Annotated in this window: 16 protein-coding genes; 3 read left to right on the plus strand and 13 right to left on the minus strand. The window is 36.8% G+C overall.

The window, feature by feature from the left end; all coding sequences use genetic code 11:
- The first annotated feature begins 107 nt into the window (after positions 1-107).
- A complete protein-coding gene (locus tag MKO96_RS16055; protein WP_000345047.1) occupies positions 108-1199 on the plus strand; it encodes a DUF3900 domain-containing protein in 1092 nt (363 codons plus the stop codon).
- A gap of 239 nt (positions 1200-1438) precedes the next feature.
- Here the strand turns inward: MKO96_RS16055 and MKO96_RS16060 are convergent, their stop codons facing one another.
- The 9 genes from MKO96_RS16060 to MKO96_RS16100 form a co-directional block, all read right to left on the minus strand.
- Positions 1439-1786 carry a hypothetical protein gene (locus MKO96_RS16060; RefSeq protein ID WP_140386849.1) on the minus strand — a complete coding sequence of 116 codons (348 nt, stop codon included), beginning with the start codon at positions 1784-1786 and terminating at the stop codon, positions 1439-1441.
- Between the two features lie 30 nt (positions 1787-1816).
- Positions 1817-1978 (minus strand): hypothetical protein, encoded by a 162-nt coding sequence (locus MKO96_RS16065; RefSeq protein WP_000387289.1) that lies wholly within the window; start codon positions 1976-1978, stop codon positions 1817-1819.
- A 192-nt stretch (positions 1979-2170) separates the two neighbouring features.
- Positions 2171-3016 carry an exonuclease gene (locus MKO96_RS16070; protein WP_240588064.1) on the minus strand — a complete coding sequence of 282 codons (846 nt, stop codon included), beginning with the start codon at positions 3014-3016 and terminating at the stop codon, positions 2171-2173.
- A 192-nt stretch (positions 3017-3208) separates the two neighbouring features.
- Positions 3209-3409: a cold shock-like protein CspB gene (gene cspB, locus MKO96_RS16075; protein WP_001179147.1), complete on the minus strand. Its 201-nt coding sequence runs from the start codon at positions 3407-3409 to the stop codon at positions 3209-3211.
- A gap of 216 nt (positions 3410-3625) precedes the next feature.
- Positions 3626-4525, minus strand: a complete 900-nt coding sequence (locus tag MKO96_RS16080; protein ID WP_240588065.1) for a WD40/YVTN/BNR-like repeat-containing protein — start codon at positions 4523-4525, stop codon at positions 3626-3628.
- 16 nt (positions 4526-4541) lie between these two features.
- Positions 4542-4985 (minus strand): flavodoxin, encoded by a 444-nt coding sequence (locus tag MKO96_RS16085; protein WP_001062763.1) that lies wholly within the window; start codon positions 4983-4985, stop codon positions 4542-4544.
- A 139-nt stretch (positions 4986-5124) separates the two neighbouring features.
- Positions 5125-5745 (minus strand): acetate uptake transporter, encoded by a 621-nt coding sequence (locus tag MKO96_RS16090; RefSeq protein WP_000070936.1) that lies wholly within the window; start codon positions 5743-5745, stop codon positions 5125-5127.
- A gap of 86 nt (positions 5746-5831) precedes the next feature.
- Positions 5832-6227 (minus strand): NUDIX hydrolase, encoded by a 396-nt coding sequence (locus tag MKO96_RS16095; protein ID WP_240588066.1) that lies wholly within the window; start codon positions 6225-6227, stop codon positions 5832-5834.
- A complete protein-coding gene (locus MKO96_RS16100) occupies positions 6224-6565 on the minus strand; it encodes an ASCH domain-containing protein (RefSeq protein ID WP_240588067.1) in 342 nt (113 codons plus the stop codon). The genes MKO96_RS16095 and MKO96_RS16100 overlap by 4 nt, the downstream gene beginning before the upstream one ends.
- Before the next feature lie 140 nt (positions 6566-6705).
- Between MKO96_RS16100 and MKO96_RS16105 the strand changes: the two genes are divergently transcribed.
- Entirely contained in the window at positions 6706-7263 is a 558-nt protein-coding gene (locus MKO96_RS16105; protein ID WP_240588068.1) for a CatB-related O-acetyltransferase, read from the plus strand.
- 47 nt (positions 7264-7310) lie between these two features.
- Here the strand turns inward: MKO96_RS16105 and MKO96_RS16110 are convergent, their stop codons facing one another.
- Positions 7311-14783 (minus strand): DUF7507 domain-containing protein, encoded by a 7473-nt coding sequence (locus MKO96_RS16110; RefSeq protein ID WP_240588069.1) that lies wholly within the window; start codon positions 14781-14783, stop codon positions 7311-7313.
- A 116-nt stretch (positions 14784-14899) separates the two neighbouring features.
- On the opposite strand from MKO96_RS16110, the gene MKO96_RS16115 reads away from it, so the two are divergent.
- Positions 14900-15649, plus strand: a complete 750-nt coding sequence (locus MKO96_RS16115) for a (S)-benzoin forming benzil reductase (protein WP_240588070.1) — start codon at positions 14900-14902, stop codon at positions 15647-15649.
- Positions 15650-15684: 35 nt separating this feature from the next.
- Here MKO96_RS16115 and MKO96_RS16120 read toward each other — a convergent pair whose 3' ends face one another.
- The 3 genes from MKO96_RS16120 to MKO96_RS16130 form a co-directional block, all read right to left on the minus strand.
- On the minus strand, positions 15685-16518 hold the full coding sequence (locus MKO96_RS16120) for a GNAT family N-acetyltransferase (protein WP_240588071.1): 834 nt from the start codon (positions 16516-16518) through the stop codon (positions 15685-15687).
- Positions 16519-16584: 66 nt separating this feature from the next.
- Positions 16585-18111: an argininosuccinate lyase gene (gene argH / locus MKO96_RS16125; RefSeq protein ID WP_369294520.1), complete on the minus strand. Its 1527-nt coding sequence runs from the start codon at positions 18109-18111 to the stop codon at positions 16585-16587.
- Between the two features lie 83 nt (positions 18112-18194).
- Positions 18195-19304 (minus strand): serine hydrolase, encoded by a 1110-nt coding sequence (locus MKO96_RS16130; protein ID WP_000751362.1) that lies wholly within the window; start codon positions 19302-19304, stop codon positions 18195-18197.
- Positions 19305-19409 lie beyond the last annotated feature (105 nt).

Below are 19409 nucleotides of genomic sequence, written 5' to 3' on the forward strand. Positions count from 1 at the left end.
AAAAAATATGTGAAGGAAGGGGACTCCCCCTTCCTTATATAAATTGACGAAAGTTTTTTCCATCTCTATACTGATAAGAGTTAATGAAATGAAACAAGGTGATAAATATGGATTTTGAAATAAATTATCTTTCCTTTTATGTTGTACAGGTAGAAGGAAAAGGCGAAGCTGTTGATAAACGCTACAAACATTTTCAAACATTAGACGCTGAAGAGTACGAAGATAGCTCCTTAAAAGAATTTTTGAATGGTGAATTATTAAAAATTTCAAAGCGAAAAGTAGAACGCCATGCGAAAACAGAACAAGCTCCGACAAAGATTGGTCGTTTCATTGTAGAAGAAGGGCACGAACTTGATTCAAACCCTCATTACAACCTCTTTAATCGCATTCGCTTTGCGGAAACAAAGGAAAACTTCAAAGATATGAGTGAACCTCTCGTTTATACATATCTGGACACAAGCGCTGTACGCGGTGGTGTATTTTTAATTGCGCAAGCAAAACTACGCAAATACTTTGATGATCCATTCGTTTTCGTTATGAAATGTGACTTCGAACCGAAAGTCGCTTCAATTTCAGATGAATCTACACTAATTCGTAACGTTGAAATGGCCATCACAACAAAAAACATGAAATCTATCCAATATCCGTACATGCCTGAAGAAGGTATGGTCGAAGTGGGTGAGCTAAAAATTCACCAAGCATCTCACGCCCGCTACTTTGAAGACTTCTTAAAATTCGTCGAGTACGAACGCTCTATGCCTGAAATTATGAAAACACAAGTAATGGACATGGTATATGACCAAATTGAAGATGTATTTGAAGAAGGTACGGAAGAACGTGAACAATTCGACCAAGCAATGGAAGTATGGGCTGCCAGTCCGAAACGTGAAATTATGGAACAATTTTCAACCGAAGAAGTAATGGAAGCTACCGCTCAAATCGTCGAGCATGCTCCTGAAGTGGAATTAAAGCTAAAAGCAGATCATATCTCTGTGAAGGCCCTGCTTGCTGATTTCGGGGATCAAATACATATCGCAAAGGTAAATGACCGATACGTATTAATGATTGAGGCTGATACACTTACGTTTGAGAAAGGCTTCTCTCCTATTGAGTTTCTGAAGCCAGATGAATTGCAAGATGTGATTGAGCGGATTGAGAATAAGCAGCAGTATTCTTATGATCCGAACGGGATTGAATAAATGCTTCCATATAACTATTTTTACTGAGCGCTGTTAACAAGCGCTCTTTTATTTGGGGCATAGTTGATATTTATAAAAAAACCGATTCTACTAAGAATCGGTTGCTCTGTTTTATAACAAAATATGCTTATTTTTTAACTCAAGATGATATTTGTTGCGGAATCAAGTAGATTCCTTCCTTATTGTATAAGCGTATTTCCATTAGAGTAATCACTATGTATGTTATTAAAATGAAAATTTCACTTCACTACCTCAAATTTATTGTACTCGTAAAAAGATAATTGAAAACGATATTCTGGATGCTCTCTTACCCAATCATAGGCTTCTTCTAAAATATCCATTTTGTTTTGCAAGTCATTCAGTTCACTACATTCTTCCCTTTTCTGTTTGCACAGAGGGCAGAATCCATTCACTATTTCGGCACTCGTCGCCCTAATAGTTTTACTTTCTAAGTCAACTACTAGACGAAGAATAAGAGAATGCTCAGCTTTTGTAGTCACCGTCATTTCAGCAAGCCCATCCTCATTCCAAAAGACACCGTTTAATTCCATCTGTACGGTGACGTCTTTAATATCCAAGTCTATCACTATCACACCTCCCTTGTATAAAACTCATATTTACTCTTCGATTTTAATCTTTAATACACCACGCTTTAAAGATATATTAAGCTTTTTCCAATTCTTCTTCTTTGCTATGAAAGGAAGTGTAATTACTGCTAATAGCGTGGTAAATATTATCCCAAAAACTAAAACTGTTACAATGTTAAAGATTGCTTCCATTTAACTCTACCCTCTTTCATTTCTATGGGCTCTAGTTTTATGAATGTATTTAAAAATTCTTACCACACCTTAATTTTCAAAGCAATTATAATGGCCCAATCACAACAAATCAATTCCTATTTAATATGAATACTTTATTCATCCATCAATACAATGACGTTAAATTTATGTAGCTAGAAATAGAGGAGAATGTCATTTAACCTCTACATTCTCCTCCATCTCAGCCAAATACCTAATCTGTCTTTCCGCTTTTCTAACCGCCGTACGAAAATGCTTTTTCAAAAGTTCTACTGTAGCTTCACTTATATAATATCTTTCTGTTATACTTTCCCACGTGTCACTACTTTCAAATGTACTCCAAGCGAAAGGACGCTCTGTATTTTTTCTCATTTCTTTAAATACCCATTTTCGCATCTTTTTTTTCGCTTTTTCTGTTAGTTTTCCGTTCTCTACAAGTTCAAGCTCGCCATGTCTTTTGTACCGTTTATGAATGTCTCTCTCGCTATATACTTTAAGAAGTATATTCGCTGTATTCTCAGCATCCGCTAAAGCTCGGTGCTGCTTCCCTTCCCACGTTAAACCGAGCTGTTCTACTGCAAATTGTAAACTTGGTGTATGCTCAAATAACTCTTCATAAGCTTGGAAAACAAACTTCTGCAAATCAAATTTGCTCTCTTTTTCCATACATGGGCATTCTACACCGTATAACGTACAATCATGAGATAGAAAACGATAATCTTCTCTTCCCCATGAAACAAATACAGAGTCTTCTCCGATAAATTGAATAAATTTCTCTATAATTTGCGGGAATTTCTCCACACCAATTAAATCTTTCTTTGTAATTCCCGTTAATTTTGTCGTATGACGAGTGAGTTGTGCACTCGGCTTTACTAACTCCGAAAATTCTCCAATTACCTTCATTGTACTTGCTTCTATTTTTACAGCTCCGATATCAACTATCTCTGACGGATCTTCTGATTTATACGGCCTAAAATTTCTCTCTATATCGAACACAATAAAATGTGTAGCGTTTTCCAATTTATTTACCTCTTTCTAAATTCCTTTTCACACACATACTCTATTTTCAGTATTTATTTATTCATTCATGCACTTTATGCATGAAATACTTCGTCTAATAAACGAAAATTTAATCTCATTATTATATGTACATAGGAGGTTATTCAATAAAAATGCAAAAAAAAGAAGGGCAAGCCCTTCTTTTTTCCATAATTACTTCTTGTTAACGTTTGTAGCTTGAGGTCCACGGTTACCTTGTTCTACTTCGAAAGTAACTTCTTGACCTTCTTCTAATGATTTGAAGCCGTCGCCTTGGATAGCTGAGAAATGAACGAATACGTCTTCTCCGCCTTCAACTTCGATGAAACCGAAACCTTTTTCTGCGTTAAACCATTTTACTTTACCGTTTTGCATTTAAAAAATCCTCCTACAATGTACCTATATGTACATATTCATTTTCAACCACTTTACAATAATACTTCAAAAATTAAAAAACTGCAACCCCAGAGGAGATTTAACATTGCTATCCTCCTCGGAAGTTACAGCTCATTTAAATCTCTATATTATTAAAAGTAAAATGGTTTAAAGTAACTATATCATATCAATATAATAAAAGTAAAGTTTTTTTTGCTATATAATTTTTTTCTTCCATTGCATCGCTTTTGATTCACCTGATCCAGCTACAACATAACCCTCTTTTTGGTTAACGATGCGCCAGCCATGCCCTTTAACTGAGTCACATACTGTAACAAGTCCTTCTTCTAGAAGTACACGACAAACCGTACTAATCCCCGCCTTATTTTGCGTTGACGTTGTATATAGCACATGTTGATCTACACTCAAGGCTAAATAGCTACTTGCTTTCTGCTCACTTTGACATGTGTGCCAATATGTTTTTTCACTCTCAATACTTTCATCTATTTTACAAAAAGAAATATTCCCGCTAATCCCCTTGCACGATCCACTCGCTGCTACTATATAATAATTGTGTACAGTCAACGCTGAGATCATCTGATTCATCACGATTTTAATCCTCTTTAATTTACGTGTCTCCAAATTAAAGAGCCAAACACCACCACATTTAGCATGTATTTTCGTACCGATAAATAAGTAATGTTTATATAAAAATAACGATCGAATAGATGGTGCCCCGCCACCATACTCAAGAAATGGATGAATGGTTTCCCATGTCGAACCAAAATCATTAGAATGATACAACGTTTTATCTCCATGAGCAATGACTGTTCCTTGTACATTACTACACACATTCCAACTCGTTGCTTTTGTTGGAAAACGCTGAACCGTCCAATTCTCTCCACCATTCATACTACGAATAAAAATCCCTTCGTCACCTACACCATACACTACATTATCTTCGCTATGTAAATCCCTAATTCGTTTTTGAAAACCATTTAATATTTGTTTCCATTCTCCGTCTCGTTCAATAAATAAGCCATTATATGTAGTAGCTAACATAAGTTTTCCATCTCTTAACTTTGTAATAGCGGTCGCACTTAACATCGTCTCCACGCTGACACTCCCATTCTTAGAACTTCTCCGCAAATGCAATTGCAAAATTACTGCATTTTTCAACATCCTCTTCATCTTCTGGAGCTAGTTCGATTTTCAATCCTTCTTGTACAAGCTCTGCACCGCGTTCTACAAGTCTTTCTTCAAATATCGTTACCGCTTCACAAAATAGTTCATACGCCGTATCACCTGATCCGAATACCGCTACTTTCTTCCCTGATAAATCTATATTTTCTAAGTCCTCATGGAAATCTTCCGCCTCAAACGGTAATTCACCATCGCCCCACGTATAAGATCCTAAAATGATTCCATCATAGGCTAATAATTCTTCAGCATCCATGCCTTCCATTTCTTGCAATACTACTTCATGATCAAAAGCATCTAAACTAACTTTTATTAAATCAGCAATACTCTCTGTATTTCCTGACATACTTGCATAAGCTATTAAAATTTTTGCCACTTCGGCATCCCCCTCTTACAATAAATGATTCTCATTCTCATTATATTAATAATGAGAATCAATTTCAATTATATTTTTTATTTTTATTTATTCCATACAAAAAAGCACAGATGACTATACAATCACCTGTGCTTCTTTATTACTTTTTAAAAATACCAAACGGCTTTCCAACCGGTAATACAACTTTACCGAAGTGTGTATTTAACACTGCTGCTGCTGAACCATAGAAAGATAATAATGAAATACATAGTTCAGAATACGCTGCTAAATTATGCATTGCATGCGGCATAACACCTAAAGTACTTAATGAAAGACCAATAAATAAGAAATCAATAAGGACGAAAATCATAAATAATACTTTATGTGTTTCCATTGCACCAATTGTCATAAAGATTGTGAAAATCAAATATCCAATAAAGGCTACACCCAGCTGTTTTGAATCTGCAGCTTGTGCTAATTTTTCGCCAAATACTCCAAGTTGAATTAACCAAGTCATTCCAACACCTAACCAAAATAGGCCGTATGCACCGAATGCTGTTGTACCGAACGTATTGTTATGCTTTGCATCGTGAATGCACGCAAAGATTTGTGCAAATCCTCCTAAAAAGATTGCCCACGGTAATACAAGTGAAACGCCATCTGTTAAGCCTAACTTTTGAGATGATGCTACAAGTGTTACCATCGCTAATCCAAATAGACCAATTCCAGATGGATCTGCTGTTGTCATTTTCACATGATGTGTAGTAGTTTGATTGCTCATATAAACCTCCTGATTATAAACATACTCGAATACAATACTTAAATCAGAAGACTATGTCAATGGTTTTTTTTGTATGTTGTCAGACCTTACTTTTTATAATGATTGAATATACTTCCGACCACTTCATTCGGTTTTATATTCACTTTTTCCAACTCGTGTATCGGCAACCACAACGGAATATAACTCCCTCTATCTTTCAGTTTGAATTCTTCAGCTTTACCACTTCCGAAAACTCCATCTATAATATGGGCATTAAAATAATACTCCGTACCTTTATACTCCACCTTTGCAATCAGATGCTCCACTTTTATATGTACCCCTAATTCTTCATAAATTTCTCGCTTTGTTGCTTCTTCAGCTGTTTCTCCTTCTTCAATTCCTCCGCCTGGAAAAACATAATATGTTTCCCCTTCTCGAATACGTTTTATAAGGGCAATTTTCCCTTCCTGCACAATGATGGCCCCGCCGCGATTTCTTATCATTTTATTACCTCAATACGAATCGCAACTGTTCCCCACTTTTTTTCTTGTTCTTTCGTATATATTTTGTATGTACTTTCTAGCATTTCCTCTAAACTATCATTTTCGCAATCCAATAATTTGTGATTAATTTGTTCGTACATTGCTTTAAAGCTTGCGTATCGCCTTATTTCCGTTACTTTTACAGTCATCGTTGCTGCTGTCGTAAGGTTCGTAAATACAATATTATCGCCTTGTTTTATAAATTGACGTTTTGTATCGTATAAACGTACTTCATATACTTTTTTTCCTAATTGAATTGACTGAAAAGGTTTATTATATAACCCCATTTCGTATATCATTCATTCCACTCCCTTTTTATTCGTTGCACCTATTAATATATTTGTGCATGACCATTTCATACAACACAGTTCGCCTTATTCCAAATTGCATATAATGTTCCATATCCATTACTTGCTTTAGAGAGGATGCTAAATTTGTTATGTTATTTTTAAATCAAAAACCTGAATATAATAAATATGATATTGGTGATTATACTTATAGTAAAGTAGGTCCAACCATTTTTTCTTGGAATGATGAAACAAAATTAAAAATAGGTAAGTTTTGTTCATTAGGAGAAGAAGTCGTTTTCATCCTTGGCGGTGAACATCGCGCAGACTGGATAACGACTTACCCATTTAATGCATTTTTTAATGAAGGAGCACATATTACTGGTCACCCTTCTTCAAAAGGTGATATCTTAGTTGGCAACGATGTATGGATTGGTTATCAATCCTGCATTCTATCTGGTGTTACAATTGGTAACGGAGCCATTATCGGGGCAAAGAGTGTTGTCACAAAAGACGTACCTCCATATGCAATTGTGGCTGGTAATCCTGCAAAATTTATTCGATATCGTTTCCCGCAAGAAACGATTGACAACCTAGAGAATCTCGCATGGTGGGATTGGGATATTTCTGTTATAAAAGGAGCCATTCCATTTCTACTTTCCAACAAAACCAACGAGTTTTTTACCTCGCCCGAAAATGAATCTATGTGATTAATACAAAAAGAGCATCCTATTCTTTCAGGATGCTCTTTTTTGTTTTATTTTTTATGTTCGTGCAAATGATTACATGGAGAACATTGGAATGGAATTTTATCTAAGCAATTAAAGTTTGTTTCACAAATTTGTTCAATTGTTGGAACAAACGGAATAACAACTATATTACTTTCTATTATTTGTGTAACAGGTGGCAATACTGTTCCTACTTGATGTTCGAAACGAATACTCGCTTGATTAATATAATTCCCTGAACCACTTGGTGCGCTCTGAACTACTACTTGGAACGAAACTGTCCGTGCTTCACCTGGATTTAAACTTCCTATAAGAAATCCTGATACTGGGTTTACATTTGGCACTGGCGTATTATCAACAGTTACACTTCCAAGAACAAATTGAACACTACTATCTAACATATCTTGAAAACGAATATTTTGTATCGCTGTATCTCCCGTATTTGTAATGACTGTCGTAAACGTAATGACATCTCCAATCGTTGCCGTTTGAAGATCTGCCGTTTTTACGACTGTCGTTGAGACATTTTGAGGAATAAACGGGATAACAACTGTATTACTATCACCTTCAACTACTACTGGCGGCTCATTCGGATTTACAGTTGCGAGCCCATTCGCTGTAGCAGTATTTGTAACTAAATTATTTATTTGCCCGCCTGTTATTACAACTTGGAAATTAATAATTGCCGCATCATTTGGCTGAAAATCCCCTAACGGAATACCAGTATTCGGATTGGCAAACGGAAGAGGTACATCATTTACCGTTACCGTTCCATTTATAAATAACGTATTCGGATCAATGATATCCGTTAAAACAATATTCGTCACAGGAACTGTACTATCATTTATAACAGCAATTCCGTAAGTGACAACATCTCCTACCATCGCTACTTCAAAATCCGCTCCTTTTGCAACAAATAAAATTGCAGTATTTACTGTTACAATAACAGTATTACTCGTGTCCATTACTGTAACCGGCGGCTCTCCTGGTACTAAAATATACTCTGCTAACGCCCCAGCAACGTTCACTACTGTACCACCATCTGGAAAACTTGTAATTGTAGCTTCATATGTTACAAGTGCCGTCTCACCGACTGGGATGTCTGGTATCGTAAATCCAGCCTGTGGATTTAACCCTGGCTGCGGAACTCCATTTATCGTTACACTATTTGGAACAAATTCAGCTTCCTGAGATAACACGTCTATAAATTGAACATTCATCGCATCAGCAGTACCTGTATTTAATATACGAACAGTATACGTTACCGTTTCTCCTACTCCAACAATCGGATGATCTACTTCTTTCAACATATCTAAACTGCCTCTATTTACTGGTGTGACTGTCGTATTACTTGAGTTCGTAATTGTAAACGGTGGTTCTCCTGGAATCAATTCGAAATCACCAGTTACTCTCGCGGTATTCATAATGCTACTAGAAGGTGGAACCGCGATTACATTTACTTCAAATGTAATTAATAAGCTATCCCCTACTGCAAGATCTGGTAATGAAAAGCCTACAAATGGATCTAAACCTACTTGCGGAATTCCATTTATTTGCACACTTCCAGGAACGAATTCTAAACTAGGTGACGGAACATCGATAAACTGAACATTCATCGCTGTTACCGTTCCCGTATTTGTAACTTGCACACTATAAGTTAACGTATCCCCTAATCGTGTTGCTTCTTTATTTACGGTTTTTATAACATTAAATCGTCCTCTATTTACCCTTGTTATTGTCGTATTACTCGGCTCTGTTACTACAACTGGTGGCTCTCCTGGTACTAAAGTAAAGTTTCCCGTTATATTTGCAGCGTTCGTAATGGTTCCTGATGACGGGATGTTTGTAACTGTCGCTTGAAACGTCACGATAACCGTTTCCCCAACGAGTATATCCCCAACTCCAAATCCAGTAATTGGATTTAAATTCGGTTGCGAAATTCCATTTATCGTTACACTATTTAGGACAAATGACGCTCCTACTGAAATCGTATCAATAAACTGAACATCATTTGCTGTTACTGTTCCCGTATTCGTTATTTGAACTGTATACGTTAATACATCTCCAACGAGAGTAGCTGCTCTATTTACTTGTTTAATAACATTAAATCGTCCTCTATTTACAGTTGTAAGTGTTGTATTGCTCGGTTGGTTTACTACAACTGGCGGTTCTCCTGGTACTAATATAAAGCTTCCCGTAACGTTCGCGGTATTAGCAATTGTTCCGTTTGATGGAACACTGACAACTGTTACTTGGAATGTAACTTCTACACTTTCACCTGGATTTATATCTGGAAGTGGGAATCCATTATTAGGATTGAATCCAGGTTGTAGCACACCATCTATCGTTACACTATCTGGTACAAATGTGATCGAGGACGGTAATACATCACTATATTGAACATTTGTCGCTACCACTGTACCTGTATTTTGAACTACTGTTGTATATGTGATTGTATCGCCTACTGCAACAACCGGCTGACTCACTGATTTTAATACATTCAGACCAGGTTCATTTATTTCTGTTAATGTCGTGTTACTTGTCGTCGTCTCTGTAATAGGTGGTTCTGTTTCACTTACAGCAAATGTAGCTGTAACGTCTACAAAGTTAACAATCGTTCCACCTTCTGGTATGCTTGTAACCGCTTCCTGATATGTGACAAGTACAAAATCATCTACAGGTATATCTGGAATTGTAAAACCTATGAAAGGATCTAATCCTGGTGCCGGTACCCCGTTTACGCTCACACTTCCTGGTACAAATGCTACACCAGTGGAAGTAGTATCGATAAATTCAACATTCGTCGCTGCCACTGTTCCAAAGTTAAAAATCAATACATCATACGTTAATATTTCTCCTACAGTGGCTACTTCTTTATCTACTAGTTTTAATGGAAAAATCGAAGCTATATTAATTGTCGTAACGACTAAATTCGTTAATATCGTTTCCGTAATCGGTGGTTCCTGAGGATTTGGTTGTGAAGTAAACGTAACGTCTGCATCATTTAATATGACTTCATTATCTGGAATTTCTGTAATCGTCACTTGGAACGTTACCTCAATATTTCCACCAGCAATTAATAATGGAGTAACTGTAAATCCTATTTCTGGATTTAAACCAAGTTGCTGCACTCCACCTATCGTTACACTATTTGCTACAAATGTTGTTCCTTCTGGAATGACATCTTGGAAGAACACATCTGTAACAGGGATAATCCCTACATTCGTTATTAGCACAGTATACGTTAATACATCCCCAACAGCCCCAGTTGCAACATCAACTGTTTTTGTTGCTGTTACTTCACCAGGAGGAGGTAACGGGATTGTAACTACCGTTGTATTACTTGAGTTCGTTGTTGTTACAGGTGGTTGTAAAGGATTTAATAAGAAAGTGCCTGTAACAGATGCTGTATTTAATACTGCCCCACGTGTAGACGGTGCAACTACCGTAACTTGGAACGTTACTGTCAATGATGTTCCAGCTGCAATATTAGGAAGCGGGAAACCAATATTTGGGTCAAATCCAGGTTGTGGCGCTCCATTTATCGTTACACTATTTACTACAAATATTGTTTCTAAAGCAATTGGATCAATAAAAGAGACATTCGTTGCTGTTACTGTGCCGTTATTTCGAATGACAATAGAATACGTGTAAGTTTCTCCAAGTGCTGCTTGTTGTACAGATGAAGATTTTTGTATATTTAACCGAGCTGTGTTTACTTGCGTCACTACAAAGTTACTATTCGTAACAGTCGTTATAGGAGGACCAGCCGGATTTATAAGAAAACTTGCAGTTACATTCGATTGATTTCTTATATTCCCACCACTCGGCACGCTCGTCACTGTAACTTGAAACGTAATTGTAGCAGTTTGCCCAACTGGAATATTAGGTACTGGGAAACCTGCCATAGGATTCGCGCCTTGTTGAACAACTCCATTTATCGTCACACTATTTGCTACAAACGCAGTACCAGACGGAATTGGATCTTGAAAAATAATATTCGTTGCAGGAACAGTTCCTGTATTTTGAATAAGAATCGTATACGTTAACGTATCTCCTACTCCTGCTTGTGGTGTATTTACACTCTTCATTACATTAAGTGATCCTACATTCACTCGCGTCACAACAATATTACTAATCGTTACGATTGTAATTGGCGGCTGGAGAGGACTTACTTGGAAATCCGCAGTTACATTCGCATTATTCGGAAGAACTCTATTTGGTGGTACACTCGTGATTGTCACTTGAAAAGTAACTGTTACCATCCCTCCTACTGGAATATTAGCAAGTGGAAATCCAGTTGTTGGGTTTAAACCTGGTTGTGGCGCTCCATTTATCGTTACACTATTTGCTACAAACGTTGTTCCAGTAGGAATCGGATCAAGGAATGATACATTTGTTGCTGCTACTGTTCCACTATTCTGTATACGAACTGTATACGTTAACGTATCTCCTACTCCTGCTTCAGTAGCACTTACACTTTTCATTACATTTAATCCTGAAGAATTCACGACTGTCATAACAGTATTACTTGGTACTGTTACAGTAATCGGTGGCTCTGTTGGATTTACAAGGAAATCACCAGTTACATTCGCATTATTTACGACATTATTTCCTTGGGGAATTTCATCAATTAATACTTCAAACGTAACAATTACACTCGCGCCAGTAGGCAAATTATTTAATTGGAATCCAAGTTCTGGATCTGCCCCTTCTAGTAAAACACCATTAACAACTACACTATTTTCAATAAATAATGTCCCTTGTGGAATTGAATCTTGGAAAAATACATTTGTAGCTGGTACACTACCTGCATTTATGATTTCGATTGTATATACTAAAACATCCCCTACAGTTGCAACATCCGTATTCACTGCTTTCACAACTTCAAAGTTCCCTGATTGTACAGTTGTATTCACAATATTACTCGGAACATTGATTGTTACTGGCGGTTCGCTCGGATTCACTTGAAAACTTGCTGTTACATTTGCTTGATTTAAAATATCTTCATTTTCTGGATCCTGTACAATTAATACGTCAAATGTCACTACAACTGTTTGAGCCGCAGGAATATTTGGAAGAGTAAATCCTGTATTCGGATTCAGTCCACTTTGCGGTACTCCATTAATTGTTACAGAATTTGCAACGAAAGAAACAGCGGAAGAAATAGTGTCTTGGAAAAATACATTTGTTAACGGAACGTTTCCTGTATTTTGAACGGCAATCGTGTACGTTAAAGTGTCACCGACTGCTGCTTGCGTTGTATTCACTTCTTTTATTACATTTAAACCACCTGTATTCACTTGTGTCACAACTGTATTCGTTTGTCTATTAATCGTTACTGGTGGTTGATTCGGTTTAACGACGAAATTAGCAGATACATTTCCGCGATTCGCAATCGTACCTCCTGATGGCGTAGATGTCACCCGGACTTGAAATGTAACCGTCCTACTTCCACCTGGAGAAATATTTGCTACTGTAAACCCAGTCGCTGGATTTGCTCCAGGTTGTGAAACCCCATCTACAGTTACACTATTTGGAATGAAAGTCGTTCCAATTGGGATTGGATCTTGAAAAATAACATTCGTTGCAAGTACATTCCCTGTATTTTCAATTGTAACAGTGTACGTGAGAACGTCATTCACTGTCGCAAAAGCTCTATCCACTGTTTTTCTCGTTCTTATATCAGCTATATTAATTGTCGTAACTACAGTATTACTTGTCACTTGCCCTGAAACTGGTTGTTGACCAGGCACTGGGGTAAAGGTAAATGTTGCACTTGCACGATTCGGAATCGGATTGACAAGAGGATTAGATGTTACGCGAACTTGAAATCGCACTACAGTCGTTTGCAAAGCATTAATACTTCCAAGATTAATACTACTTGCTGGATTTGCTCCTGGACGTGCTACTCCATTTACCGTAACGCTGTTTGCGACAAATGTTGTTCCTGCAGGAATGCTATCAACAAAAATAACATTATTTGCAGTAACGTTTCCATTATTCGTCACATTAACCGTGTACGTTAATACATCATTAAGCGTTGCCGTCTGTAGATCTACAGATTTTTGCATACTTATAGTTGCTTGATTCACTGTCGTTTGTACTGTATTGGAAGAAGAGGTACTTGTAATAGGTGGACTACTGACAAAAGGACGGAATTGATATGACACCATTGCACGATTTGGAATAGGATTTGGGTTCGGGAACGATGTTATTCGAACTTGAAATGTAACAATTCTTTGCGTGTTATTTGGGATTGTACCTAAATTAATTCCATTCGCGGGATTCGCACTCGGTTGTGTTACTCCACCTACCGTTACACTACCTGCTAAAAATGTCGTTCCGTTCGGAATACTATCACGTAATACAACGTTTTCTGCGCTTCCTGTTCCTGTGTTCGGGACCGTAATCGTATAAGTGAGAGTATCCCCTACCCCTGCGACTGTTCTATTAACCGATTTAACAGGATTAATAATTGGGCCTGTTGCATCAATTTGAACACCAAAACCAGCTGCAGCGTATCCATCTCCATTTGTAACGAAGCGAACCGTTGCTGACGTTTGATTGTTTATTAAAGATGAAGAGGCATCTACATTCGTAATATCCCACCCCTGTCTTCGGACGGCCAAAGCTACTCCTAACGGCTGATTTAAATCTCCGAATGTACCGCTCGTATCTAAATTTCCGCTGTCATTACAAATTTGAGACTGGAAGAAATTATTTGCAGGGTTTCTCGGTCCGAATAATGCAACTGTAGCATTTGCATTCGGTCCAAAACGAAGTTGATCTCCAACAATGTTAGAATCACCTTCTTGGGCAGTTACAAGTACCCTTCCTGTTACAGCTCCTGTAGCTGGAGTAGCAAATCCTGAAATAGTAGCATCAACTGGTGGTGATGAAGCATCAATAATTTCTTGACCTGCATATACTGACAAATTTCGAAGTGGTAAACTGGCATTTTGATACACAACTTCAAGCGTCCATCCAGCTGAACGGCTAATTGTTGGATCGGCTGAAGTTCTTGCAGCTGGCACGGCCCCCGTTGTATATGCGCCTGCCCCACCTGCACTAACAAGATTCGTTACATTAGCAGAGCGAGCATAATAAAACTGATTTCCTACAGAACCTTGCTGCGCAGTAGCAGGATCTGGCGTAACAGAAAAAGTCCCTGCTGGCGTTGTAAATGTAATGTTATCATTTAAAAATGGTAAAACATCTTCCGTATCAGTCCGGAAAGTACCAGCCCAAACTAATTCTGCATATAACACACTGCTTCCCGATGGAAGATTTAAAATTGCACTTGAAGAATTCAATTGCCATTCATCTGTTGTCCCTGCGGGGAACCCTGGTACTTGCAACGCTGTATTTACTGTCGTGAACACAGCAAGTGTACCAAAAATATTTCCTGGTGCAGGCGATGTAGGACTAAGTCCCAACGTATTCCCAGTGAACGTGACGGCACCAGGTACTGTTGTTGTAAAACGATTTATAAAAGGCACACAATCATCTCATTTCAATTATAGTAAAAAGTGCTCTATACTATAAAATGTAGACAAACTATGCAATGTACTTTGTCCAACAAAATTCCGCACATACGAGAGGAGTTTACTACACTATGCGTTATGTTATCGTAACAGGAACTTCACAAGGTTTAGGTGAGGCAATCGCCACGCAATTGTTAGAAGAAAACACGAGTATCATCTCTATTTCTAGAAGAGAAAATAAAGAACTTACGAAACTCGCAGAACAATATAACAGCAATTGTGTTTTCCACTCCTTAGATCTTCAAGATGTACATAATTTAGAAATGAACTTTAACGAAATCATTTCATCTATTCAAGAAGACACTGTATCCTCTATTCATTTAATTAATAATGCGAGTACAGTTGCTCCTATGAAGCCAATTGAAAAAGCAGAAAGTGAACAATTCATTACGAACGTTCACATTAATTTACTTGCACCTATCATTCTTACATCTACTTTCATGAAACATACGAAAGAATGGAAAGTAGATAAACGCGTTATTAACATTTCATCTGGTGCAGGAAAAAATCCTTATTTCGGATGGGGTGCTTATTGTACAACGAAAGCAGGTGTAAATATGTTTACACAGTGCGTAGCGACTGAAGAGGTGGAAAAAGAATACCCAGTAAAAATCGTCGCTTTCGCACCTGGTGTTGTTGATACAAATATGCAAGCGCAAATTCGTGAAACAAATAAAGAAGACTTCATAAATTTAGACCGCTTCATCGCACTAAAAGAAGAAGGAAAACTACTGTCACCTGAATACGTTGCGAAAGCAATTCGTAGCTTACTAGAAACCGAAGACTTCCCTCAAGGCGAGGTTATTAGAATTGATGAATAACAAAAAGGCACGCTATAATAGCGTGCCTTTTCATTTTATTTCTCTAAAAATATAAGTACAGACTCCGCAATTTGTTCATAACCAATTTCTTGATAAATTTTATTAGACGTAGGGTTCGCTAGATCAGTATATAACGTAGTCGTCTTATATCCTTCATCTAACATACGTTGACTAAGTGCAGCAACACAACTAGATGCGTACCCTTTTTTCCGCCCTTCTTTCGGTGTATATACGAAATTAACTGTTATATTATTTGTAGTCGGTCTCGTTTTTGCAGCTACAGATACAAGCTGCCCATCTACATCTAAACCAAATAGTCGACGGTTCGTAATTAATGTATGAGCGGTTTGTTTCGCTTCTTCTTTCGTAGTAGGAAGCCTTACATCTTCGCAAAATTGATATATCCACTGTTCTATTAATGGTAGCTCATCACTACCTATTTCTCGAAAAGCCCCATCCTCGTTCCACTTCTTCTTAACTTGTTGTAATGCATACACACCTTGTTCCATTGCAACATTCGTTTTCTTATTTTCTAACACGGCAATCTCTTCCGCTAATTTCTGTACAATTTTCTTATTACCAATCAATCCAGGAACATTTGAATATACTTTCGTGAATTTTTTTGCAAGTTCCACGATATCCTCTTCCGCAATTTCAGACGTAGCAACAATGATTTGTTTCTTCTCTTCTGTTTGAAGAAATACAACTGTAATTTCTTCTCTTTGTTTTGCTACTCCCATAAATATCGGTTGTTGGACCATTTGTAATACACCTAATATGAGATTATTTTCCTGCTCATTCTTTTCTAAAAATGGCGTAACCTCTTCTTTAAAAGTAAGAATCTCTTCATATACATGTAATTGAATCATCGACAATCTCTTCTCTCTATTTATAGTTTCATTTAGTATTGGCGATTAATCCATTAAATCCCTCTTTTACGATTCAGTATTATTCGAAGTTAACGTATTCAAATCAGTTTCAGCTTGTAAAATTCTCTGCTTTTCTTTTTCAAATACCTCTTCTTCTTTTTGAAATGACTCTTTTCGATTTTTAATCATACGCTCCATTTCTTTTTTACTCGGTCCACCGTATACATTTCTTTTTTGAATAAATGCTTCTGGCGATATAATTTCATTCCACTCTTTTTTTAATAAATGTATTTTAAATTTTTCTTGTAAGTATATATTTACATCTTTTAAATGTAATTCATGCAGCTCCTTTTGCTGCTCCAATGACATATTCGCAATAACACTCGCTGCATGATGCGCATGCCGGAATGGAATGCTATAGTTTTTTGTTAAAACATCTGCGAAATCAGTTATCGTAATTGCATGTTTATAAGAACGACTTTTCAACGTTTCTTCTTCTACTTTCATCGTTCGAATCACTGCATTCATAATACAAAAAACACGAATGGTCTTTTCAATTCCTTTATATAAATACGGCTGCAGGTCATCTTCCGTATCGACAATATCACCAAATGGTGTATTATGAATCATTTGAAATACTGTAAATGCTTCTCCTAAAGCGCTACTCGTAATCGCACGGGCGTGTTCAATGGAAACTGGATTTCGCTTTTGCGGCATAATACTACTAATTTGTACATATGGCTTCGCAACAGTAATACCATCATATTCTTTCGTCGCTAATAGTAAGAAGTCATGAATCCATCTGCTCGTATTCGTCATAATTACCATAAGTAACGAGCTAACTTCTAATAAATAATCCGCTCCAGCAACAGCATCATATGAGTTCTCAATTACATTTGTAAACCCAAGTAAATTGGCAACTCGCTCTCGTTTAATTGGGAAACTTGTTGTAGAAAGAGCTGCTGCTCCCATTGGAGACTGATTTAAAAGTTTGTACGTTCGTTTCATTCGTTCTAAATCTCTCTGCATCGTATCATAAATCGCTAACGTATAATGACCAAATGTTGTTGGCTGTGCTGGTTGTGTATGTGTATAAGCTGGCATAATCGTTTCCTTATGATCAGCAGCAAGTTGTAGTATACTTTCTTGCAATAACAAATGATGCTCCATTAATCGTAGTACATATCGCCTTAAACTCATACGATACATCGTTACCCCCATATCATTTCTACTTCTACCAATATGCATATTACTTACAAAATCGCATTTCGCTTCTTGAGAAATTAAATGTTCGACTAGAAAAAAGAGATCTTCATGCTGCTCTGTATATAGCAATTGATCTTTTGGAATTCCCTCTACCTTTTTAAGAGCGTTTAATATAACTTTAGCTTCTTCCTTTTTCATTAGATTTTCTTCTGTTAGCATCACAATATGCGCTTTATGCACTTGAAACATATCTTTCAATAAGTAATTTCGCTGAAAATGAAATACATGTTGTAATACGCAATCCACATATGTTTTTCCAGGGAAATCAGCGCCTTCACTCTTTATAAAATCTTCTTTACTTTGTTTCATCACCTTTTCCCCTCTCACCTAAGTATTACTACCCATCATACCCAGAGATAGAAAAAAAGTGCTTGTACATAAAAATAAACTCGGTGCTCTCTGCACCGAGTTTACTTAATAAAAGTCGCATCATACTTATCACTTTGCAACACTTGGAAATGTAAGTTTGCTAAATGTTTCCGTATTTCTGCACTGTCGTCTTCATTTAAATCATTTGCTAAGAACACTATTTCTGTACAGTTCCCACGTTTATCCATCGCATAAACTGCTTTTGTAACTGTCCATGGCGTATAGCCATTCTTTTGCCCTGCATGTCTAAATGTTTTACGGTATTTCTTAGCACTCATATCCGTTTCAACAATATTAGCCCACACTTTTTCTTCTGCGTCTGTTAGGCCACCTTTATGATTTGCCTTTTGAAGCAGTACCATATAATCGTTTGCAGAAGCTGCTGGTAATCGATCTGACCAAATTTTATCGTAACGTTCCTCTAAATAAAGAGGTATTTCCTTCTGTAATAATGGTCCCTTCTTTTTTAAGCGTTCATGAATAATCATCGCATATTCACGATATTGCTCTTGAGACATTTCTTTTAATTTTTTCTCTATTTTATATTTCGGAACATGTAATTCTTTATGCAAATATCCCGGGATGTATAAAGATGAAACAATCGGAAATAGCGGCTGATGCGCTGGAAGCGATAAACTTTGTAAATTACGATTAATATTATCTAATCCTAACACTTCCATCAAATATTCAGCATTCGCATTCGAACTAAACTTAACCATTCCTTTTGCCACTTCTTCTAAAGAAACTGCCCCTTCTGTTATCTTGTCTGTCTTTTGCAAATACCTTTGCCATCTATCTTGTGCACCGCCATCTGTATTCGGCACATAATAACGATTTATATCATTAATGGAAACGAAACTAGACGGATCAATTTTCCCTTCCGTAACTTGTTTCGTATATTCAAGCGCCACAATTAACTTCATCGTACTAGCAACTGGCAATACAACATTTGGATTTACAGAATAAACAACTTTATCATTTCTCTTCACGAGAAGCGCACTATTTTTTTCATCTTTATGTTCTTCAATAAAGGATGCGATATACTGTGCATCATCATTATTTGAACTCCACACTTTTTTCACTAAAAAATTACCCGATATTAGCAAAACGAAAATACCCACAATCACTGCGCATACTATAGTTTTTTTCAAGTAAAATTCCTCTCCTATTGTATAACTCTTCTCTATCTATCTCTTTCAAACAAAATAATGGAGACGATTATTTTAGTAATCATCTCCATTATTTTAACTTGTATT

Source organism: Bacillus sp. ES1-5 (assembly GCF_022487605.1).
Lineage (GTDB): Bacteria > Bacillota > Bacilli > Bacillales > Bacillaceae_G > Bacillus_A > Bacillus_A wiedmannii.

Excerpts from the sequence above, each read along its gene's own strand:
- MKO96_RS16105 (WP_240588068.1), top strand. The coding sequence starts at position 6,706 with ATGTTATTTTTAAATCAAAAACCTGAATATAATAAATATGATATTGGT.
- MKO96_RS16100 (WP_240588067.1), bottom strand. The coding sequence starts at position 6,565 with ATGATATACGAAATGGGGTTATATAATAAACCTTTTCAGTCAATTCAA.
- MKO96_RS16065 (WP_000387289.1), bottom strand. The coding sequence starts at position 1,978 with ATGGAAGCAATCTTTAACATTGTAACAGTTTTAGTTTTTGGGATAATA.
- MKO96_RS16120 (WP_240588071.1), bottom strand. The coding sequence starts at position 16,518 with ATGATTCAATTACATGTATATGAAGAGATTCTTACTTTTAAAGAAGAG.
- MKO96_RS16055 (WP_000345047.1), top strand. The coding sequence starts at position 108 with ATGGATTTTGAAATAAATTATCTTTCCTTTTATGTTGTACAGGTAGAA.
- MKO96_RS16090 (WP_000070936.1), bottom strand. The coding sequence starts at position 5,745 with ATGAGCAATCAAACTACTACACATCATGTGAAAATGACAACAGCAGAT.
- MKO96_RS16115 (WP_240588070.1), top strand. The coding sequence starts at position 14,900 with ATGCGTTATGTTATCGTAACAGGAACTTCACAAGGTTTAGGTGAGGCA.
- MKO96_RS16095 (WP_240588066.1), bottom strand. The coding sequence starts at position 6,227 with ATGATAAGAAATCGCGGCGGGGCCATCATTGTGCAGGAAGGGAAAATT.
- cspB (WP_001179147.1), bottom strand. The coding sequence starts at position 3,409 with ATGCAAAACGGTAAAGTAAAATGGTTTAACGCAGAAAAAGGTTTCGGT.